This window comes from Brevibacillus sp. FSL K6-2834, from assembly GCF_038592925.1.
Lineage (GTDB): Bacteria > Bacillota > Bacilli > Brevibacillales > Brevibacillaceae > Brevibacillus > Brevibacillus borstelensis.
In genome coordinates this window covers 4,341,248-4,363,000 of record NZ_CP151945.1, presented here as the reverse complement: position 1 = coordinate 4,363,000, position 21,753 = coordinate 4,341,248, and the positions used below count along the sequence as shown (strand labels likewise).

Here is a 21,753-nt window from a genome sequence, read left to right as displayed (position 1 = left end):
GTAGCGGTGCGAGGTTAAATCCAGGGGAGAGCGAAGGTTAAATTTCGTTTAAGCGCAAGCCGGCAATGGCCATTCGAGTTCCACCACAGTCGCTTTTGACCTCCCACTTGAGCTGCATTTCTTTCAGCATCAGCTGCACGATCGTCAGGCCGATCCCGGCTCCCTGGTTCAGCGACTTGCCGTTCATGCCAGGCCCCCGGTCCTCAAGGCGAATGGCTGCCTGTCCGCCCTCCGGCTCGAGCCTGACGGAAAGATAGCGGCCGGTCCGTGCATGCCGGAGTACATTTTGCAGGAGATTGTCCAGAATGCGTTCGATCCACATCGGGTCGACCCGGCATACGACAGCCGATTCCGGAAGCTCCAGCTCCACGGTAAAGCCCTTTCTTTCAAAGGCGGGGTACCAATGAGCCAATATCGTCCGCAGCAGCCGGACCATGTCGGTTGGCTCCGGACGATACGGGTATTTGCCGGCTGACAGCAGCGTATAGGAGAGCAGGTTGTCGATCAGCTCAGCCAAATAACCGATCTTGTGGTCGATCAGCTCGACTGATTGCATCCCTTGCTCACTGAGGTTTTCTTGTTTGAGACTGTAGGCATGGCTTCGGATGGATGTCAGCGGCGTACGCAAATCGTGCGACAGGTTGGCGATGAGCTGTCGCCGCAGCTGCTCTTCTTCCTGCTCCCGTTTCCGGCCGAGCTCAAGCTGCCTGATCATCGCGTTGAACGCCTGCTCCAGCCTCCCGATTTCGTCCGGATTGTTCACCTCGATCGACTTCGGAATCCCGTTTTCGGTCGGAGACGTCATTGCTACCTCCAATCCGAGCAACCGTTTGCGCAGCCGATAGATAAAGATCCAGGAAATGAACAAAAACAGGCAGAGAATGACCAGAGCGACGACGATAAAGAGATGGTCCCGTTTTTCCGAGAGCTGCTCGCTGCTCGTCTGGATCACGGAACGGTCGACCTGAAAAACCATAAAGCCTTTGTCCCGACTGTTTCCGATAAAGGCCACCGTCGTGAATGGATCGGCATCGTAGTGCTCCTTCATGAACTGAATCGTATAGGACGGTGTCCACTGATCGGGGATTCCCAAGTCCTTTGGAAGCGCAAGCCGCGTCTTTCCCTGCGCATCGACCCAGAACACGGAAGCCTGCTCGTATTTTTCCTTCAGCTCGGTCAGTCTCCGGCTGATCGCTTCGTCATCGGCACCGGCAAGCTGCCTGGCTTCCTGATGCCACATCTGCTCCAGCCAGACCCCGTTTCGATACATGTTCGGCTCGTCATCGCCCAAAAGCACCGTATTTAGCGCAATTGACAGCAGCGGAAACAGTATCGGCAGAAGCAGTATCGCCAGCAAAACAATCAGCAAGTATTTAAACAGCAGCGAATTGCGGAATTTCATAGCTTCACCCGGTAGCCGATGCCTCGAATCGTCTCGATCAGGACCGGAACGCTCGGATCGAGCTCGATTTTTTCGCGGAGGTGTCGGATGTGCACGTTCAGCGTTTTGTCTCCTTCGATGTACGGTTCGCCCCAGACCGCCTCATAGATTTGCTCCTTGGTCAAAATTCGGTTTGCATGCTTCAAAAGGTACATAAAAATCTGCAATTGCTTCCCGGTCAGTGCGATCTCCTCGCCCGAACGACTGTCAATGATGAGGTTCCCGCCGATATCGACCGTGATATGACCGAGCTGCAGAGCTTGCGAAGCCGCCGAACCGTAGCGCCGCAGCAGCACCTCGACTCGTGCTGCCAACTCGTCGGGGTGAAACGGCTTCGTCAAGTAATCGTCGGCGAACTGCAGCCCTTGCAGCTTGTCGTCTACCGCCGTGCGAGCCGAAAGCATCAGGATCGGGAGGTGCGGCGCTGTCTTCTTCAGTCGCTGTCCGACGGTAAAGCCGTCCAGGCCGGGCAGCATCACGTCAAGAATAACCAGATCGGCAGCTTCGGCGTATTGCGCCGCACGGTCCCCCGACGTCAACCAGTTGACCGCATATCCCCTTCTGGACAAATCTTCTTTGACCCAGGCACCGATGTCGGCATCGTCTTCGATATATAAAATGCGTTTGTTCAGCATAGTAGCTTCCCCCGTCCTTTATCCGTTTGCGGTTTCTCATTTCATTTCCTTGAGGCATGTTATCTGACGACGTTAGGATCGCTCCTTTCGTTCGTCCTAAGATGCTGTTGCATTCTTTTAAAAAGTACCAAAAAAACAGACGGACGTCATATCTCTCGTACGCATGGTTGCGCCGTATACAAACCGTCCCTGCCTACCAGTCGGCGCTTCCTTCATGTACAGGCAGCGGGAGTTTTGCGAGATTGCCCAACTTCTATCATAGCAAGTACGGTTCAGCTAGTAGAAGGGGCAGGCCTGAAACGCGGCAGCGATTTGCTTTCATACCGGAAAGCGGATTGTTTGACGCAAATTTGTTTCGGAATAGGGGGTGTAGCCTGTGAAAACGTCCAGGGGAGCGGATGAAATGCCGAGAACAAGGGGAAGGGCTTTGGAAGACAAAGAAGGCAGTTGCACAGCAAAGGACGAGTAGCAAGGAGAAGGCCGACGAGGATGGGTCCCGTCAGCCGTTTCCGTTTCTATCGGCAGTGCTGCCTCTAGATTTTCGTGAGCAGCAGTGCTAGCAGGGCGCTTCTTTGCGCAAGGTGGTCAATGACGACATGCTCGTACTCGGCGTGGGGGCCGTCACCGACCGCGCCCAATCCATCCAGTGTCGGAATGCCGAGAGCCGCAGTAAAATTGCCGTCGCTGCCTCCGCCTACGGAAGCTTCTGTCAGGGTGAAGCCAAGCTCATCTGCACATTGATTGGCAAGCGCGAACAAGCGGGCCGTTTGTACCGTCCGCTCCATCGGAGGACGGTTCAGTCCGCCGTCTGTTTCCAGCTTGATTCCCGGCAGTTTTGGCTTGGCCCCGTTGATGGCTGCCTGCACCCGCTCTGCCTCTGCCATGCTGGAAATGCGGACATCGATGTCCAGCCGCGCTTGTTCGGCGACGACGTTGGACCGGCTGCCCCCTGAGGCGATCCCGACATTGACGGTTGTGCCTTTGGCGTAGTCCGTAAGGGCGTGCAGGTTCAAAATCTGATGAGCCATTTCCTCAACCGCACTGATGCCGTCCCCGTGATGGTTTCCGGCGTGGGCGGCTTTGCCTGTAATCGTCATCGTAAACTGACCGACGCCTTTTCGCGCTGTCTTCAGTGCGCCCGAGACCGCGACGGCAGGCTCGGGCACAAGTGCCGCAGCGCTTCTTGCGGCTTCTTCCTCGATCAGCGAGCGGGAGGTGTCGCTGCCGGTCTCTTCGTCGCTGGTCAGCAGAAAGACGACCTTCTTGTTCAGGGCTATGCCCAGATCCTTGCAAGCCTTCAGGGCCCAGAGAGCTTGAATGATGCCGCCCTTCATGTCAAAGATGCCGGGGCCGTACGCCTTGTTGCCCTCCAGCCGGTACCTGAGCCTGCCGATGTCCCAGACCGTATCGATATGGCCCATGATGAGGATTTGCTCGCTCCCGTCGCCGTATTGATAACGTAAATGATTGCCGGTTTTCTCCATCGGGATGACCTCGGCGGACAGCCCCAGATGCTGGCGGAACAGCTCCTGGAAAACCTCGCCGCAGCGGTCTACCGCCGCTTTGTCGTGCGTGGGCGACTCTGCCCGGACGACTCGCTCCAGATCGGATAAAATCAAGTGTTCTCGCTCTTTCAGATAGGACTGGATGGATGGCATGACATTCTCCTCCTTTAGGTTTGTTTAGCTAGGCGCGATCAGCCGGTACACTTTTCGCGGCCGTCCGCGGCTGGCCGGCGCTTCTTCTCCGGTAAGCTCGGCGAGGCCGTTTTTCTCCAGATCGCTTAAAATGCGGCGGGCATTGCGCTGCGTCATCCCCAGCCATTCCGCCGCCTCAACGGCACTGATGCAATTCTGGCCCAAATTTTTTTGTACGGAGAGGAGCTTGTTGTAGGTCGTGATCGTGACGCCGGCCTTGCGCAGCAGCTGGTTCATTTCCTTGTTCTCCGTCCGGTATTGATAAGTGATGCTGTCCGGGGTGTAGAGGGGGCCTTCCATCACTCCCTCGTCATTGACGAGGATCGCGTTGGAGACACCTGTCTGTTTGGCGTGGAGCAGCGCGAGCTGGGCATTTTTTTCCGCGGCAAGAGCAGTGGCGCCGAAGCCGACACCGATGTGCGTAGGCAGATCGGCGATGAGCCAGATTCGCTCCATCAGGGCAGACGGGGGAAATGTCCGGTTGTCTTCAAACGAGCCCCGGGTAGAGAAGACCAGATGCTTTCCGTTCCCCAGAGGCACGACGGCACCCGCCTGCGCTTCGACGTAATCGAGAATGGTTTCCTGCAGCTTCAGCTCCAGGCGATGAACCTCGTAAATTCCTTTGTTCTCGCCGATCAGCTTGTCCAGGCCGTCGACCACCACCATTTGAACGGCGATTTGCGACTTTTTGAAGTGCAGCGCTTCTCCTTCCTGGCTGGCCATGTCCAGCATCGTGCGGATCGCCACCCGGTCGTGAGTGATCCGGTACACAGGGATTTCCCTTGCCTTTAATTCATCATAGACAGAGCTGATGCAGGTAGCGCAGGCGTCGACCTTTCCTTGGGAATAAAGTCCCGTATGAAAGGCGATCAGCTCCATGGAAGGCATGAAGCCGGAATAGGAGAGCAGATGCAACTGGTCACAGGGAAGGCCGAGATCGGCGCACATTTCCCGGAACGCCTCTGCTGAAATGGTATCAAAGCTGACGCGCTCCAGACGTCGATGGTCCCGGTACACCAGCTCAAGCAAGACTCTCGTCAGACTCGAGCCCTGGAGCTGGGGAAAGAACGCCTTTTGCTTGCGGATCTGCTCTTTGGCGATCGCGTAAGGGGCCTGGCCCGAAAACAGCCAAATATCGACCGAGTCAGCCGCAGCATGGACGATTCCGCTCGCTTCTGCGGCATTTTGATAGACATAAGGAATGAATTGCATGCGGTCCTTGTACTCTTCACCGACTTCGCAGATGAGTCGGACGGAATCCCGGGGGCCGACAACCCCGACTCGGCTCATCATGACTCATGGGCGCACAGGGCGCAAAGCGCAAGCGTTTTCACGGCGATGGGCAAAACCTTCTCGTCGATGTCGAAGCGCTCGTTGTGATGGCCGGCAGCCAGCGTCGTTCCGAATGCCAGATAGGAAGCGAGACCGCCTTTTGCCTGGACTCGTTCCATCATGTAGGTGGCGTCCTCCGAACCGGATGTCTGGAACTGATCTACTACAGATACAACCTCGGCTACTTTTTCGGCCTGGCTGCGGATAAACGGAAGCAGCTCCGGACTGGGGGCACATTGGTTTGCCTTCCCTACGATCCGGACATTCGACTCGACTCCGTACATCGCGGCAGCACCCTCGATGATCTCCATCGCGCGGGCGAGCGTATATTCATTTACCTCGCTCGTCTCTCCGCGCGTTTCCAGCTTGAAGGAGGCGTGATGGGGAATGATGTTGCGGCCGCTGCCGGCATGCAGGACGCCCACGTTGACACGTGAGTTGCCGCCGCTGTGCCTCGCGATCGAGTGAAGGTTCAGGACGGCAGAGGCGGCAGCGAGCAGGGCGTTTTTCCCGTCTTCGGGATGGCCTCCGGCATGCGATGCCACTCCGGTATAGGTGACATCAACCTTCGTCGTAGCCAGGTAGCCGCTGGTTCCGCAGGCTACCTCGCCGAGCGGCACACCGATGCCGATATGGCAGGCAAAAAAGCGGTCGACATCGTCGACAACGCCTGCATCCACCATCGATTTGGCTCCCCGGACGCCTTCTTCCGCCGGCTGGAAGATCAGCTTGATTTTGCCTCGAAGCTCATCCTTTAGCTGACTGAGAACATAGGCCAGCCCCAGCCCGATGGTCGTGTGGGCATCATGACCGCAGGCGTGCATCATGACAGGGTTGACCGAAGCGAAGCCTTCTGCCGCAGGAATGTGATCGGGCGCATCCGATTCCTGCAGGTCCAGCGCGTCCATATCGACGCGAAAAGCGACCGTGGGCCCGGGGCGGCCTGTGTCGAGAATGCCGACGACTCCGGTGAACCCCCCGGAAAAATGCGGAAGCCATTTGGCGATGGCTCCTTGCTCTCGGGCACGCTGCTCCTGCTGAGCCAGAAATGACTCGTCAGGCACGCCCATTCTTCCCTCTGGATGGATGACCTCCGGGCCGGCTTTTACTTCATAGCCCCAACCGGACAAGCGGTCGGCAACAATGCTGGCCGTGCGGAACTCCACCCAGCCCGATTCAGCGTACTTGTGAAAGTCGCGGCGCCAGCTCAAGAGTGTGGGAAATAACTCTTCTACCAGTCTGTTTACACCTTCAACCATATGCGTCTCCTTTTTGCGGCGTGCTATTTTAGGAATAATTTAGGAATTACTCCTTAATTCAAATGAATTTCTCTGCTGGAAATGAAAATCCTTCCAGTAAATTTTATTTTATTAGAACAATTTAGAATATTTTTAGTTGACACAAAGCTGAACCGACCCTATAGTTTTTAATTAAGGAATCTTAAAGGAATATTTCCAAAAAGAAGGAGGAGAGATAGGTGCAGGACGTCTTTTCCTACATCGAACAAAACCGGGAGACTTACATTGGCTGGCTGCAAGACATCTGCAAGCAACCGAGCGTGGCGGCGCAAAACCGCGGCATGAAGGAAACCGCTGATATGGTGGAACGTTTCGTCCGCGAGATCGGCGGAGAGGCGGAGCAATTGGAAACGTCCGGCTATCCGGTCGTCTTTGGACAATTCAAGGGCGAGAGCGAACGGATTTTGTCCTTTTACAACCATTACGATGTCCAGCCGGAAGATCCGCTCGATTTATGGCATTCACCGCCTTTTGGCGCGGAAATCCGGGATGGGTACATGTATGCGCGGGGAGTGGCGGACAACAAGGGCAATCTGATGGCCCGCCTGGCTGCCGTCCACGCTTGCCTCCAGGTACGGGGCAAGCTGCCTGTAGGAGTCAAGTTCATCGTCGAGGGCGAGGAAGAGATCGGCAGCGTGCATCTGGAGGAATTCGTGGAAAAGTACGCGGACCGGATCGGAGCCGACGGTTGCGTCTGGGAGTTTGGCTATAAAAACGCTGACGGACGGCCGCAGATCAGCCTCGGGGTAAAAGGGATGTGCTATGTGGAGCTGATTTGCCGGGGAGCCAACACCGACCTGCACTCCGCCAATGCGGCGATAATCGAAAACCCCGCCTGGCGCCTGCTCTGGGCCTTGAACACGCTGAAGGGACCGGATGAGCGTATCCGCATCGAAGGCTTTTATGACAAGGTTGCGAGTCTGAGCGATGACGACCAGCTCATGCTGGAGCAAATGATTTACAACGAGGAAGACACGCTGGAAAAGCTGGGGCTGAAGTCCTTCCTGCTGGACCTGAAAGGAATTCCGCTCAAGGAAAAGCTGATCTTCCAGCCTACTTGTACCGTTTGCGGCATCGTCTCCGGCTATATCGGCCAAGGCTCCAAGACGGTCCTGCCGGCAGAGGCGAGGGTAAAGCTCGATTTCCGGCTCGTACCCGATCAGGACCCGCACGAAATACTCGCACTTTTGCGCAAGCATTTGGATGAGCACGGATTTTCGGACATCGAGATCCAGTCGTTCACGCTGGAGCATCCGGCCCGTACGCCGCTGAACAATCCGCTGACCCGCGCTGTCGTGAATACCTCCAAGCAGATTTACGGAATGGAACCGACCATCATGCCGATGTCGCCGGGAACAGGCCCGATGTACATTCTCTGCCAGCATCTCGGCATTCCCGCCGTATCAGTCGGCGTCGGCCACTTCGCCTCCAACAACCACGCTCCAAACGAAAATATCAGCATCGATGACTACATACAGGGGATCAAGCATATCGCCGCGATTCTAGAAGAGTTTGCGAAGGAAGTGTAGCAAGGAACAAGGAACAAGGAGGTAGCGTGAAAGTAAATCGAAGTGCCGTATGTATCGGAAATACCGGAAGTATCGGAAATACCGGAAGTACCGGAAATACCGGAAATACCGGAAGTACCGGAAGTACCGGAAATACCACATATCCACAAGAGCAACAAGCGCAGCAGGAGGCGAAAACAACGCAGTAACGAAAAAGGAGGCGTTCGTCATATGGGCCAAACACCCGCTTTGTACCAAATCTCCGAGATTCTTGCCAAAGCAAGCGTCTTGAGAGAGCAAATCGTGGCGTGGCGGCGGGACTTTCATCAAAATCCCGAGCTCAGCTTTGAAGAGAAGCGCACCTCGGATATTGTCGCAAGCCACCTGGAGAAGCTGGGGCTGGAAGTAAAGCGAGGCCTTGGCAGGACAGGCGTTGTCGGAATTTTGCGAGGAAAGCAGCCGGGAGCGACGATTGGCCTGCGGGCTGATATGGACGCCTTGCCGATACACGATCAGAAAGACGTCGCGTACCGCTCCACGGTAGACGGCAAAATGCACGCCTGCGGCCATGACGCCCACACCAGCATGTTGATGGGAGCAGCGCAGTTCCTCAGTCAAGTGGAGCGGCCGGAAAAGGGAAATGTCGTCTTCGTGTTTCAGCCGGCCGAGGAGGGAGGCGGCGGCGCCCAGGTCATGATCGAGGACGGGTTGCTTCGGGAGACAGGCATTCAGGCGATGGCCGGACTGCACGTCTTTCCGGGGGTGCCTGTGGGCCGAGTGACTGCTGTGAGAGGCGTAGGCTGTGCTGCTGCAGACACGATCCACATCCGGGTCATCGGCCGCGGCGGACACGCGGCGCATCCGCATCTGGCAGTCGACTCCGTCGCTGTGACTGCAGAGGTCATCTCGGCGCTGCAGCAGATCGCCAGCCGCCACGTGGATCCGCTCGATCCGATCGTGATTACAATCGGCAAAATTCAGGGAGGGACGGCGAGCAATGTGATCGCCCCGGAGGTAGAGCTTTTCGGAACAGTCCGCACGCTGAATCCGGCTCTTCGGGAACAAATGCCGGAGCGGATCGAGAAAGTGATCGCCGGCGTTACCCAAGCCTTCGGAGCGACCTATGCGTTTGATTACGAGTTCGGGTACCCGTCGATTTTAAATGACGACGGCATGGTGGATCTCTTGCTCAAAACGTCCGATGACGTTCTGGGACAGGGCAAGTACCAGCTCGTGAAGCCGTCCATGGGGGGAGAGGACTTTTCCTACTACACCCATCAAGTGCCGGGCGTATTCTTCCGCCTGGGTGTGGGCAACGAAGACAAGCGCACTCAATATCCACTGCATCACCCGCTGTTCGACATCGATGAAGACGCGCTTCCGATCGGCGTCGCCATGCTGTCGGCGTTTGCCTTGAATTACTTGAGGCAATAGGCGGGAGCCACTTCAGTGTATCCATAAGGGGGAAACCAGACATGAAAAAACGGATTGCAGGCTTTGGCCTCGCAGCGATCCTTGCTCTGTCAGCGGCCCTGGTCGGCTGCAGCAGCCAATCTGGCGCGCCGGCTCAACCGTCCGGGAACAAGGAAACGGCACAGCCCGCTGGACAGAACGGAGAAAAAGTGCTGACGATTGCCAGCGGCAGCGACATCGTCACTTTTGATATCCACGATCACAACAACACGTCGACGGAAGCTGTGCACGTCAATATGTTCGATTATTTGGTGCGAAAGGATGCCCAGCAAAAGGTGCAGCCCGACCTTGCAACCGAGTGGGAGACGGTAAACGACACGACCTGGCGCTTCAAGCTGCGTCAGGGCGTAAAATTCCACAACGGCGACGAGTTCACCGCCGAGGACGTCAAGTTCACGCTGGAGCGTGTAGCCACGGACAACAAGCTGCTGGAATACGGAAACTACAAGCAAATCAAAGAAGTGAAAGTAATCGACCCGCATACGGTTGAAATCATCACCCACGCGCCGGAACCGGTCCTGCTGAACCGTCTGTCAAGGCTCGGCTCCGGCATCCTCCCATCCAAGTACATCAAGGAAAAGGGCTGGGACGAATTCCTGAAAAACCCGGTGGGAACAGGCCCGTACAAGCTGGAAAAATGGGTGCGTGACGATCGCCTGACGCTGGTGAAAAACGATGAGTACTTCGGCGAAAAGCCGAAATGGGACAAGGTCGTTTTCCGTTCCATTCCGGAAGATGCGACCCGTGTCGCGGAACTGCTGACAGGCGGCGTCGATATTGCCGTAAACATCCCGCCGAGCGATCTGCAGCGCATCAAGGACAACGACGGCACCGACACGAAGCAAGGACCGACCCAGCGCGTCATGCAGCTCACCCTGCGGCTGACGCCGGGAACGGTCACCGAGAATCCGAAGGTGCGTGAAGCTATTGATTTGGCTATCGACAAGCAGGCGATCGTCGACAACATCCTCGCCGGCGGAGGCGTGCCGACCCGCACCCGCGTGACTCCGGGAAACTTTGGCACCAATCTCGACCTGTACAACAAGACGCTCTACGATCCGGAAAAGGCGAAGCAGCTTTTGGCGGAAGCCGGCTATCCAAACGGTCTGGAGCTGACGCTGAATGCGACGAGCGGCCGTTACCTGAAAGACAAGGAAACGGCAGAGCTGATCCAGGCGATGCTGGCCGAGGTGGGAATCAACGCCAAGCTGGAGCTGCTGGAGTGGAGCAAGTTCAACGAAAAGTACAAAGCGAAAAAATTTGATGAAGTGTTCATGATCGCCTACGGAAACTCCATGTTTGACGCGTCTCTGGCGTTTGACCGTTTGACTACGGAGCGGTCCAAGGGCGAGTCGGATTACAGCAACCCGGAGCTGGACAAGCTTCTGGCGGACGCCGAAAAGAACATGAACATGGAAGAGCGTGAAAAGCAGTATAAACAAGCGCAGGAAATCATCGCGGAAGAACGCCCGCACATTTATTTGTACCAAATGAATGCCAACTACGGTGTGAGCGACCGCATCAACTTTGAACCGCGTTTGGACGAAATGCTGTTCGTCGATGAAATTACACTGAAATAAGAAAAAGGTGCAGCGAATGGGGTCTCCACTGGCGAGGCCCCTTCCTGTTCCATGACCGACAGCTTGATGAACCTGTTTAGCAACTCGCAAATGTTTCGGGAGGTGACACCGTGAGACAGTATTTGTTGAAGTCGATTCTGCAGATTGTTCCCGTGCTTTTTCTGATCTCGATCATCGTCTTCGTGCTGGTGTACGTTACCGGAGACCCGGTGTCTCTGATGCTGTCCGATACGGCGACGGACGAGGATCGGGAAATCCTGATCGCTGCGCTGGGGTTGGATCAGCCGATGCACATCCAGTATTTCCGCTTTCTCGGCAACATGCTGCAGGGGGACTTCGGCACATCTTTCCGCTATGACATGCCCGCCCTGCCGATTGTTTTGGAGCGTCTGCCGGCAACCTTTGAACTGGCAATTGCAGCCATGATCGTCGCCACGGTGATCTCGATTCCGCTGGGCATTCTGTCCGCGACCAAGCGAAATTCCTTTTTGGACATTTTCGTTTCAGGCGCTTCCGTATTGGGCAAGGCAATGCCGCATTTTTGGCTGGGAATCATGCTGATCCTGTTGTTCGCCGTCGAGTGGAAGACCTTGCCGGTATCGGGAAGGGGTTCATGGGACCATTTGATCCTGCCTGCCTTTACACTCGGGACGGGAATTGCTGCGGAGATGACCCGCCTGATTCGTTCCAGCATGCTGGAAATTTTGGGGCAGGACTACATTCGCACAGCGAGAAGCAAGGGGCTGATCGAAACCATTGTCGTGTACAAGCACGCCCTGCGAAATTCGCTTATCCCCGTAGTGACCATCATGGCTTTGCAAACCTCTACCCTGATCGGCGGCACGCTGATTACGGAGACGATCTTTTCCTGGCCGGGAATGGGACAGCTAATCATTCAGGCAGTGAATACCCGCGATATGGCCATCGTCCAGGCCGCTGTTTTTGTCGTCGCCTTTTTGGTCATCGTCAGCAACATCCTGGCAGACATTTTATACCGCGTGTTGGACCCGCGCATCAAGTACAACTAAACGGAGGTGAGCCGTATGTCTCTTCCCCTGGAATCGCAAACAGCACAAGCAGGCAGCGTCGGCCAGGCGGTCAAAAAGCCGGGGCAGCTCCGCCGTTTGGCCCGCATGCTGTTGAAAAGCAAAACAGGAACAATCGGACTTTTGATCGTCATCGTCGTCGTATTTATGGCCGTCTTCGCCAGTGCGATCGCTCCTCATGATCCGGCCAAAACCCAGGCAGCGCAGCGCCTCAAGCCTCCCATGTGGATGGAGGGAGGCTCGCCGGCAAATCCGCTCGGAACCGACAATCTGGGGCGCGATGTGCTCAGCCGCATCATCTACGGCTCGCAGGTTTCCCTGATGGTCGGGGTGTGTGCCGTCGCCGTAGCGGGCGCGATCGGGGTCGTACTGGGACTCGTCTCCGGCTACTTCGGCGGGATCGTGGATAATCTCATCATGCGGACGGTCGATTCGTTTCTCGCCATTCCGAATATTTTGTTCATGCTGGTGATTTTGACCGTCCTCGGGCCCAGTCTGACGACCCTGATCCTCGTCCTCGGCTTTACCAACTGGGTCAAGTACGCCCGCATCATCCGCGGTGAAGTGCTCAGCGTCAAGGAACGCGACTTCGTCAGAGCCGCCCGCACTGTCGGCGCAAGCGACGGGCGAATCATTTTTACACACATTTTGCCCAACGTTATCTCCTCCTTTATCGTCGTCTCTACGTTGAGCGTAGCCACGACGATCATCGCGGAGGCCTCGCTCAGCTTTCTCGGCTTGGGGATTCAGCCGCCGACTGTCTCCTGGGGCGGCATGCTGAGCGACGGCAGGCAGTACCTCGCTACGAGCTGGTGGGTGGCGACCTTCCCCGGTGTAGCGATTACGATCACGGTTTTGGGCATTATGTTTCTCGGAGACTGGCTGCGCGACATTCTGGACCCTCGCATGAAGGCTAGAGCGAAGTAAGGAGGGGAGACTCGATATGGAAGCAAACTTGCTGGAAGTGAAACATTTGCGGACGCATTTCAAAACTGAGGACGGCGTCGTTCCCTCCGTAAACGGCGTCTCGTTTTCCGTAGCCAAGGGCGAGACACTTGCCATCGTCGGCGAATCGGGCTGCGGCAAAAGCGTCACCTCCCTCTCGATCATGGGATTGGTCGCCCCGCCTGGCGAAGTGGTGGGCGGAGAAATCTGGCTGGAGGGCCAAAACCTGCTCGCTTTAAGCAAAAAAGAGCTTCGCAAGCTGCGCGGCAACAAGCTGTCGATGATCTTCCAGGAGCCGATGACCTCGCTCAATCCCGTGTTTACGATCGGGAACCAGCTCGGAGAGGTATTTCGCCAGCACAGACAGATGGACAAAAAGGAAGCCCGGGCACACAGCGTCGAAATGCTGGAGCATGTCGGCATCCCCAATGCGGAAAAGATCGTCGATTCCTTTCCCCATCAGCTTTCAGGGGGTATGCGGCAGCGCGTCATGATCGCCATGGCGCTGGCCTGCAATCCGGCCCTGCTGATCGCGGACGAGCCGACGACCGCCTTGGACGTGACGATCCAGGCACAAATTCTCGAGCTGCTGAAAAAGCTGAACAAGGAGTTTCAAACCGGAGTCATTCTGATTACGCACGATCTCGGTGTCGTAGCCGAGATGGCGGACCGGGTCGTGGTGATGTACGCGGGAGAAGTGGTGGAGCAGGCTGACGTCTTTTCCCTTTTTGCGGAGCCGAAGCATCCGTATACAAAAGGGCTGCTCGGTTCGCTGCCGAAGCTGGACGAAAATCGGGAGGAGCTGGACTCGATCCCCGGCTCGGTACCGAATCCGCTCGACATGCCGGGCGGCTGTGCGTTTCACCCGCGCTGCCCTGCCGCCACAGAAGAGTGCAAGCAAAACAAGCCGCAGCTTCAAGAGGTGGCCCTGAACCATCTGGCACGCTGCTTCTACGCGTAAAGGAGGCACATAGCAATGGACCAGACGAAAGAACCGCTGTTGGTGGTTAAAGGGTTAAAAAAGCATTTTCCCTTCAAGAAAGGCATGTTTTCCAAAGAGACAGGCTACGTACGGGCCGTAGATGGCGTCGACTTTACCGTGTACCGCGGAGAAACGCTGGGAATCGTCGGAGAATCCGGCTGCGGCAAGTCGACCACCGGCCAGATGATTTTGCAGCTGCTGGAGCCGACCGAAGGGGAGATTTGGTTTGAGGGAAAAAATCTGTCCACTCTCGGCAAAGCCGAGGTCCGCACTTTGCGGCAGCACCTGCAAATGATTTTTCAGGACCCGTATTCCTCGCTCAATCCGCGGATGCGGGTGGAAGAAATCGTGGCCGAGCCGCTGCGCGTACACGGCACCCACAAAGGAAGCGAGCTGAAGGAAAAGGTTGTGGAGCTGCTGCGCCTTGTCGGGCTGGATGCCCACCATATGAGCCGCCACCCGCATGAATTCAGCGGCGGGCAGAGACAGCGGATCGGCATCGCGCGCGCCCTCGCCTTGAATCCGAGCCTGATCGTCTGCGACGAGCCGGTATCGGCGCTCGACGTGTCGATCCAGTCGCAGGTGCTGAACCTGCTCAAGAAGCTGCAAAAGGAGCTAAAGCTGACCTACATTTTCATCGCCCACGGCTTGCCTGCCGTCAAGCATATCAGCGACCGGATCGCGGTCATGTACCTGGGCAAAATCGTGGAGCTGGCAGAGCGCGACGAGCTGTTTGCAAACCCGCGCCACCCCTACACGGAAGCGCTTCTGTCGGCTGTCCCGATTCCTGATCCGACGCAGCGAAAGGAACGGATTGTCCTGCAGGGCGATCTGCCGAATCCGGCCAATCCTCCGTCCGGCTGCCATTTTCACACCAGATGTCCGTATGTGCAGGATGTGTGCAGACAGACTGCGCCGACACTGACAGAAGGTGCTGCAGGGCATTTTGTCTCCTGCCATTTTCCGCTCGGTTAAAGCTGAGGCAGGAGTTCTTTTGACGAACTGACATCCCTTGCTTTGCGCCGGTTTGATCATGCAAAGACACGATTGCGAAAGATTGCCCTTCTGGCGGCGTAAAGGAAGTGTCGCCAAATCCGAAAGCAGTCATTCGAAAGCAGATGGAATCGCGATACGTCCCCAAACAGGCAGCGGCAAAAAAGAAGGTGCCTCAAGGTCCAAGGCAGACCAAAGAGGCACCTTTTTCAGATATGGTTGCTCGTTCGCCAAAAATACGCGAGTTAAGGAGTGGTGAGGGTGACCTTGACGTTGACGATTTTTCCTGCGTTTGGCAAGGAAAGCTGGTAGTTCCCTACCTCATTGCGCGGGATAAAGGTCTTTGCGCTTTTGGAGGCAATCGCTTTTCCATTGGCGTCATAGCCGACGGCGATGACCCCGATGCTGCGTCCATCGCCTGGATTTTTCAGGGAAGCAGAAACGACCAGCTTGCCGTTTTGCACGCTGGAGCTGTAATCTAGACTCTCAGCCGATGCCGTTGAATGCTGGGCGGGAGAGAAGAAGAAGACAAGAGCCAACAGCGCTGCTTGCCACGCCTGTTTCCACTGCTTGGTCATATAGAAGTCCTCCTTGCAAGAAAAAATATGGAATATTTAGATAGATTCGCAATAAGTTAGACAAATACCTACAAATTTTCACAAATAATTACTTTTGTTACCAATGACCTATGACATTCGGACCTCATATCCGGGAAGGCGAATTTGACTTGATGATCGAGTTCATGCATAATAGCCATAAGCTTAATTTCCGATTTGCATAATCGGAAAGCGGGGGAACCACTTTTTCCGGGGCGAATCGGCAGCATATCTGCCGTAGGGAACCATCTTTCCCGAGTCCGTCAGCTAACCTCGTCAGCCTCAAGATGGGTCAAAACAAGCATTCCGTGTCAGATCATTCCGACGTGGAAAACAATTCGGTTTTTTGACCCTATGCTTTTGCAGGGTCTTTTTGTATTTTTACAGGTACAGACCCTGCATTGGCGGGGTCTTTTTATTTTCAAAAATACAGCGAAAAGAGGGGATGCGAATGGCAAATGCGGTTGTCTTTGAACGCGTGCGCAAATCGTACGGCTCGACGACTGTGATCCCGAATCTCAATCTGGAGATTCCCGAGGGGAGCATCACAGTGCTGGTCGGGCCATCCGGCTGCGGCAAGACCACGACGATGAAGATGATCAACCGGTTGATTTCGCCAACATCGGGGACGATTACCGTCGGCGGAAGGAATTCGGCGGAGGTCGATCCGGTCGCGCTGAGGCGGAGCATCGGCTATGTGATTCAGCAGGTCGGCCTGTTTCCCCACCTGACAATCGCGGAAAATATTTCGCTGGTGCCACGGCTTCAGGGGGGAAAAGGGTCGATTGATCACAAAAAGGTCGATCGCCTGCTCCATATGGTCGGCCTGGCCCCCGACCGGTACCGGGACAGATACCCGTCCGAGCTCTCCGGAGGCCAGCAGCAGCGGGTAGGGGTAGCCCGGGCGCTGATGAGCGATCCGCCGATCATTCTGATGGATGAGCCTTTTTCGGCGCTCGATCCGGTTACCCGGGAGCAGCTGCAGGATGAGCTGATCCGGCTGAACCAGGAGCTGAACAAAACAGTCGTTTTTGTCACCCACGACATGGATGAAGCGTTGAAAATCGCCGACCAGATCGTGGTCATGCAAAACGGGAATGTGATCCAGCAGGGGACGCCCGATCACATTTTGCGCCATCCGGCCAATGATTTTGTCCGGGAGTTCATCGGGGAAAAACGGCTGCAGTCCCACCTCGGGCAGCTTGTCCAGGATGTCATGGTCACGCAGCCGGTTACCGTCTCCCCGGGCCGAGGGCTGGCGGAGGCTGTACAGATCATGCACCGCAAGCGGGTAACCGGGCTGATCGTTGTCGACAAGCATGGGAAGTACTTGGGCATGGCGGATACGGCGGATATTCACAAGCGGTACCCGGATGAATCGCTGGCCATCCGCGATGTGATGCGGACAGACACCATGACGCTTTCACCCGACACTCCGCTCGCGGATGCCATCGGCTTCGTGCAGGAAGCGCCGTACGGGTACGTGCCGGTCGTCCGCCAAGACGGGACGTTGGCAGGCTTGTTGACAAGGGCCAGTCTGGTCGATGTGCTTGCACGGCCATACTTGGATCAGGAGAGGAGCGTGGCGCAATGAGTGAAGTGATTTCCGTAATGGCAGACCGCTGGCCGGATATTGTGCAGGCGAGCTGGGAGCATATCGTTCTGTCTGTCGTCGCGTTGTTCTGGGCGATTGTAGTTGCGGTGCCGACAGGCATTCTGCTGACCCGGTACCGGAAGCTTGCCGGTCCGGTGCTGGCCGTGATCTCGGTCTTCCAGACGATTCCCAGTCTGGCGCTGCTCGGATTTATGATTCCGCTGTTTGGCATCGGACCGATCCCGGCTGTCATCGCGATGGTCATTTACGCGCTGCTGCCTATCGTCCGCAATACGTACACCGGCATTTTGGACGTCGATTCCTCGCTGCTGGAAGCAGGGCGCGGCATGGGGATGACCAAAGGCCAGATGCTGCGGATCGTAGAGCTTCCACTGGCCCGCCCCGTCATATTTGCCGGGATTCGCACGGCTACGGTCATGACGATCGGAGTGGCGACGCTCGCGGCGTTTATCGGGGCAGGCGGCTTGGGCGACCTGATCCTTCGCGGGATTGCCATGGTGGACACGGGCATCATCCTGGCAGGTGCGGTGCCGGCTGCGCTGCTGGCGGTCTTGTTTGACCTGATTCTGGCCTGGGTAGATTGGCGAGTGACGCCAAAAGGATTGCGCATTCGCCACTCGCGTTAGGCCGCTTTATCCAAATAGCTGATTTTTGAAGACTTGAACACATCAGGCTTTTTGGGGTTTTTCAAATAAACGGTTAATGATGAAAGGGGAGGATCTTGTGAGAGCAGGATGGCTGAGGAAAGTTGGAATGGGCGTGTTGGCATTGTCGATGATGGCTGTGACGGGCTGCTCGGTTCTGACCGGTACAAAAGCGTCTGATCAGGTGACTGTGGTGGGGAAAAATTTCACGGAACAAGATATATTGACGAATCTCGTAGGTATCATGCTGGAGAAAAATACGGACTTAAAAGTCGAGACAAAGCCGTTTTTAGGCGGGACCGATGTAGCTTTTAACGCCGTCAAAGGCGGCAGTGCAGACCTGTATGTAGAGTATACGGGAACGGGTCTGGTCAACATCATGGGACAGGAAGCGATGAAGGACCCTCAAGAGGTGTACGACAAGGTAAAGGCAGATTTTGCAGAGAAATACAAAATGGAATGGCTGGAGCCGATCGGGTTTAACAACACGTATGCCCTGGCGGTGACAAAAGAGACGGCCGATAAATATAAGCTGAAGACAATCTCTGATCTGATCCCGCATGCGCAACAGCTCACGTTCGGAACCGAACAGGAGTTTCTCGAGCGCTCGGACGGCTTGAAAGGCCTGGAAAAATCATACGGCCTGAAATTCAAAGGTACGAAATCAATGGACGCCGGTCTTAAATATAAAGCAATCAGCGAAGGGAACGTCGATATCATCGATGCCTTCTCGACAGACGGTCAGCTCGTGAAGCACGATTTGGTCATTTTGGAGGACGACAAGCATTTCTTCCCGCCGTACTTTGCCGCGCCGCTCGTCCGTCAGGAAACGCTGCAGAAGCATCCGCAGATCAAGGAAGTGCTGAGCAAGCTCGCCGGGAAGATTGACGACAAGCAAATGGCGGTGCTCAACGCGCAGGTGGATGTAGACAAGAAGAAGTCGCGGGATGTTGCGGAAGCTTGGCTGAAGGAGCAGGGGCTGATTCCTTAAAATGAGGAAGTCGGCATTGGCTAGATATAGTGTTGGTTAGAGATGGGTAGCCGGGAGCTGTTCTCCTGGCAGAATAAAATGAAGTAGACCCGGAGCAAAAAGGTTTTGAGTAAGCCGGTTTTCACCACATTGCGTGTGAAGCCGGCTATTTTTTTGTATGAGGCGAAAGCGCACTTCATTCGTAACCGTTTCAAAGGGGTTTTTCCAATAAACTGTAAACTGTATAGACTGTTATCGGGTTGAATAGACAGGATATTGCCCAAGCGATGGGATAAATGTCATTTTTTGTCCGCGATTATGGTATAATCAAAACCGGAACATACATTCTCAAAGAAGGAGGAATCGACTTGTTGATCTCTGTTGAATCGATCACTGTGATTCGAAGCGGCAAAGCTGCCATTTCTCGGCCATCCTCACACGGGCGAAGGCAGTTGTCATAGGAATACGCAGACGGCAGGGGCATTAGGCCGACATACGTCCAAACGCAAGGTTAGAGGAAGCTCATCTCTCGCTGGAGGGAGTGTTCATAGCTCTTTCGTAAATCGATTTTTTCGTTAGTCCGTAAATCCATATCGGGTGACTTGCAAGAAATCACACACGTCAGCTTCTGTTCAGCTCCGGAACGTTTCCATATACAATCCCCAACATAAACCCCACTCGATGTTTGCATAGGTAGAGTTATTCGTCTTCCCTGTTTCCTGATCGATGATAGGAACCTCTGATTTTGAAATAGTAGGGTACCAGCTTTACGGTATCAAAAGGAAAATGGATCGTTGCCCGGTTTCCCATATGCATAGGGAATGTATGTCTATGGCGGTGAAAGCCATTAGGCGTTTGGGTGCCAAAATACCTTGTTGAAATTTGGCGAATTGAAAAAAGTTATATTTTTGGTTAAATATGGTATACTGAAATGGTCTGATATGCTGATCTGCAATACACATTCTATCAATATTACTGTTTTTATTCTTCCAAAGAGTGATCTTCGTACGGCAGCACTATCAAAATTATGTAGGGAAAGGTTGGTTTATATGTGTGGAATTGTCGCAATGTTTTCGAAACAGGCTCCCATCACTGCGATTGCTGTCGAACGTGCTACTCGTCAACTCTCCCATCGCGGACCTGACCGGCAAAGTATCTGGCTGTCCGAAAGCAAGCGAGTCGGATTGGGTCACGCTCGCCTCAGCATTATTGACCTAGAGACTGGAGACCAGCCTATTGCGAATGAAGATGAACGGCTTCACGTTGTCGTAAACGGTGAATTCTACGATTACGAGCGAATTCAGAGAGAGTTAGTCAAACGGGGGCACCGGTTGCGAACACGCTCTGACAGTGAGATCGCGTTGCATCTGTACGAAGAGAATGGACTCGGATTTCTTGAATACCTGCGCGGTGAATTTGCCCTGGTGCTTTGGGATGAAACCGAGCAACGCCTGTTGGCTGTGCGAGACCGTTTTGGGATCAAGCCGCTTTTTTACACAGTACAAGATGGGGTTCTATACGTCGCGTCGGAGATGAAGGCGCTGTTTGCAGCAGGAGTACCCGCGAAGTGGGATCATGAATCCTACTACCAGCACTTGTTGTTTTACAAGCATCTGGACCGTACGTTATTCGAAGGTGTTAACCAGGTTCCACCCGGCCACTACCTGCTTGCTACGGCTGATGGAATACAAATCAAACAGTATTGGGATCATCACTATCCGCTGGCAGACGCGAATTCTCTGCCACGCAGCGAAGAAGAGTACATCAGTGAAGTAAGGCATGCACTGGACGAGAGCATCAAGACAAGGATGCGGGCCGACGTACCCGTTGGATTTCATCTCAGCGGAGGCGTTGATTCTTCAACGGTACTTGGGATGGCTGCCAGGCATCGGACGGACCCGCTGCAAGCATTTACCGTTTCGTTTTCGGATCATGCCTATGATGAAAGTGAAGTAGCGCGTGAGACGGCGGCCCATGTAGGGGCGGATTTTCATCTGATTCCGCTTGATCATACCGATTTTGCCGATCACGTAATAAAGGCCGTTTGGCATGCGGAAACGATTGGGATCAACATGAACGGCGTTGCCCGCTATTTGAAAAGCAAGGTACTCCACGAGCGGGGGATTCGCGTCGTGTTGTCGGGGGACGGCGCTGATGAATTGTTTGCCGGATACATATTTTCCCGATTGGATTTGCTACTCGCCGGACTGGAAGGCCTGAGCGAAGAGGAGAAGCTTCGCAAACTGGACGAATTTTTGCAACATAATCCCTCTTTTAACCACGTTTCGATTCGCAGCTATCTCAACCAGTCATTGGATTGTTTCAACCAGACACTTGGATACACACCCGCCTGGATCCAGGCTGTGCATGCAAGCCGCATGCCGTTAAAACAGCTGCTCTCGCCCGATTTCGGAGCGCGCTTTGCCGAGTACGATCCGTATCGTGAATTTGTGAAAAAGCTGGATGTAGAAGGACAGTTGGCAGGGCGAGATCGCGTCACTCAAGTTCTTTATACGTGGAACAAGTCGATTCTGCCTAACCAGATCCTGTTTGCCGACCGTCTGGATATGTCTCATGGAGTAGAAGTGCGAATGCCCCTGCTTGATCACAAATTGTTTGAAGTGGTACGAAACCTTCCTGTATCGATGCTGATAAATCGGTTCAAAGAAAAGTATGCTCTTCGTGAAGCGGCGAAGCCCTACCTCACCCAGACCGTCTACTCCCGCCCCAAACAGCCGTTTAATGCTCCTCCTTCCACATTGGAAACGGACAACAAGTTGTTTCAGTTGACTCAGGATATGTTGAGAAGCAAGGTCATGGACGATGTTCCTTTCTTTGAGAAAAAACTGATGATCAAGCTGCTCGACCAACTCCCGCACATGGATAAAAGCCAACGCGTAAATGCAGATACCGTCCTGCTTCTGGTGCTCACCACATGCATTCTCCAAGACCAATACGTAAATAGCAGCAGTGAATCTTTGTCAAGAAAATCATAGAA

General features: G+C 54.8%; 17 protein-coding genes and 1 riboswitch. Of the genes, 11 read left to right on the top strand and 6 right to left on the bottom strand.

Annotated features, from left to right (window positions below; genetic code table 11):
- Positions 1-37: 37 nt before the first annotated feature.
- The 5 genes from NST96_RS21365 to NST96_RS21345 form a co-directional block, all read right to left on the bottom strand.
- Positions 38-1,402 carry a HAMP domain-containing sensor histidine kinase gene (locus NST96_RS21365; protein ID WP_003389574.1) on the bottom strand — a complete coding sequence of 455 codons (1,365 nt, stop codon included), beginning with the start codon at positions 1,400-1,402 and terminating at the stop codon, positions 38-40.
- Complete coding sequence (locus tag NST96_RS21360) at positions 1,399-2,073, bottom strand: response regulator transcription factor (RefSeq protein ID WP_024983415.1); 675 nt, start codon at positions 2,071-2,073, stop codon at positions 1,399-1,401. The genes NST96_RS21365 and NST96_RS21360 overlap by 4 nt, the downstream gene beginning before the upstream one ends.
- A 536-nt stretch (positions 2,074-2,609) precedes the next feature.
- Positions 2,610-3,734: a M20 family metallopeptidase gene (locus tag NST96_RS21355; RefSeq protein ID WP_024983414.1), complete on the bottom strand. Its 1,125-nt coding sequence runs from the start codon at positions 3,732-3,734 to the stop codon at positions 2,610-2,612.
- Between the two features lie 24 nt (positions 3,735-3,758).
- Positions 3,759-5,063, bottom strand: coding sequence for a hypothetical protein (locus tag NST96_RS21350; protein ID WP_172920579.1), 1,305 nt, complete (start codon positions 5,061-5,063; stop codon positions 3,759-3,761).
- A complete protein-coding gene (locus NST96_RS21345) occupies positions 5,063-6,364 on the bottom strand; it encodes an amidohydrolase (RefSeq protein WP_003389570.1) in 1,302 nt (433 codons plus the stop codon). The genes NST96_RS21350 and NST96_RS21345 overlap by 1 nt, the downstream gene beginning before the upstream one ends.
- Positions 6,365-6,582: 218 nt before the next feature.
- Between NST96_RS21345 and NST96_RS21340 the strand changes: the two genes are divergently transcribed.
- The 7 genes from NST96_RS21340 (at position 6,583) to NST96_RS21310 (ending at position 14,912) form a co-directional block, all read left to right on the top strand.
- On the top strand, positions 6,583-7,932 hold the full coding sequence (locus NST96_RS21340) for a M20/M25/M40 family metallo-hydrolase (protein ID WP_003389568.1): 1,350 nt from the start codon (positions 6,583-6,585) through the stop codon (positions 7,930-7,932).
- 210 nt (positions 7,933-8,142) lie between these two features.
- Complete coding sequence (locus NST96_RS21335; protein WP_327985913.1) at positions 8,143-9,345, top strand: amidohydrolase; 1,203 nt, start codon at positions 8,143-8,145, stop codon at positions 9,343-9,345.
- Positions 9,346-9,386: 41 nt separating this feature from the next.
- Positions 9,387-10,964, top strand: coding sequence for an ABC transporter substrate-binding protein (locus NST96_RS21330; RefSeq protein WP_251237583.1), 1,578 nt, complete (start codon positions 9,387-9,389; stop codon positions 10,962-10,964).
- Between the two features lie 110 nt (positions 10,965-11,074).
- Positions 11,075-11,992 (top strand): ABC transporter permease, encoded by a 918-nt coding sequence (locus tag NST96_RS21325; RefSeq protein WP_003389564.1) that lies wholly within the window; start codon positions 11,075-11,077, stop codon positions 11,990-11,992.
- A 15-nt stretch (positions 11,993-12,007) separates the two neighbouring features.
- Entirely contained in the window at positions 12,008-12,937 is a 930-nt protein-coding gene (locus NST96_RS21320; protein ID WP_003389563.1) for an ABC transporter permease, read from the top strand.
- A 16-nt stretch (positions 12,938-12,953) separates the two neighbouring features.
- A complete protein-coding gene (locus NST96_RS21315; protein ID WP_031931905.1) occupies positions 12,954-13,916 on the top strand; it encodes an ABC transporter ATP-binding protein in 963 nt (320 codons plus the stop codon).
- 15 nt (positions 13,917-13,931) lie between these two features.
- Positions 13,932-14,912: a dipeptide ABC transporter ATP-binding protein gene (locus NST96_RS21310; RefSeq protein ID WP_342404514.1), complete on the top strand. Its 981-nt coding sequence runs from the start codon at positions 13,932-13,934 to the stop codon at positions 14,910-14,912.
- A gap of 263 nt (positions 14,913-15,175) precedes the next feature.
- On the opposite strand, the gene NST96_RS21305 is transcribed toward NST96_RS21310, so the two are convergent.
- Positions 15,176-15,508 (bottom strand): hypothetical protein, encoded by a 333-nt coding sequence (locus tag NST96_RS21305; RefSeq protein WP_342404512.1) that lies wholly within the window; start codon positions 15,506-15,508, stop codon positions 15,176-15,178.
- Between the two features lie 170 nt (positions 15,509-15,678).
- A riboswitch (cyclic di-AMP (ydaO/yuaA leader) is annotated at positions 15,679-15,822 on the top strand.
- A 155-nt stretch (positions 15,823-15,977) separates the two neighbouring features.
- Here NST96_RS21305 and NST96_RS21300 point away from each other — a divergent pair.
- The 4 genes from NST96_RS21300 to asnB all read left to right on the top strand — a co-directional run bounded on the left by NST96_RS21300 (position 15,978) and on the right by asnB (position 21,751).
- Positions 15,978-17,120, top strand: coding sequence for a betaine/proline/choline family ABC transporter ATP-binding protein (locus NST96_RS21300; protein WP_039070521.1), 1,143 nt, complete (start codon positions 15,978-15,980; stop codon positions 17,118-17,120).
- The gene (locus NST96_RS21295; protein ID WP_003389558.1) at positions 17,117-17,767 is read left to right on the top strand and encodes an ABC transporter permease; all 651 of its coding nucleotides are present in this window, start codon (positions 17,117-17,119) and stop codon (positions 17,765-17,767) included. Before NST96_RS21300 ends, NST96_RS21295 begins: the two co-directional genes overlap by 4 nt.
- 97 nt (positions 17,768-17,864) lie before the next feature.
- A complete protein-coding gene (locus NST96_RS21290; protein ID WP_197029772.1) occupies positions 17,865-18,776 on the top strand; it encodes a glycine betaine ABC transporter substrate-binding protein in 912 nt (303 codons plus the stop codon).
- Between the two features lie 1,028 nt (positions 18,777-19,804).
- Entirely contained in the window at positions 19,805-21,751 is a 1,947-nt protein-coding gene (asnB, locus tag NST96_RS21285) for an asparagine synthase (glutamine-hydrolyzing) (protein ID WP_024983405.1), read from the top strand.
- Positions 21,752-21,753 lie beyond the last annotated feature (2 nt).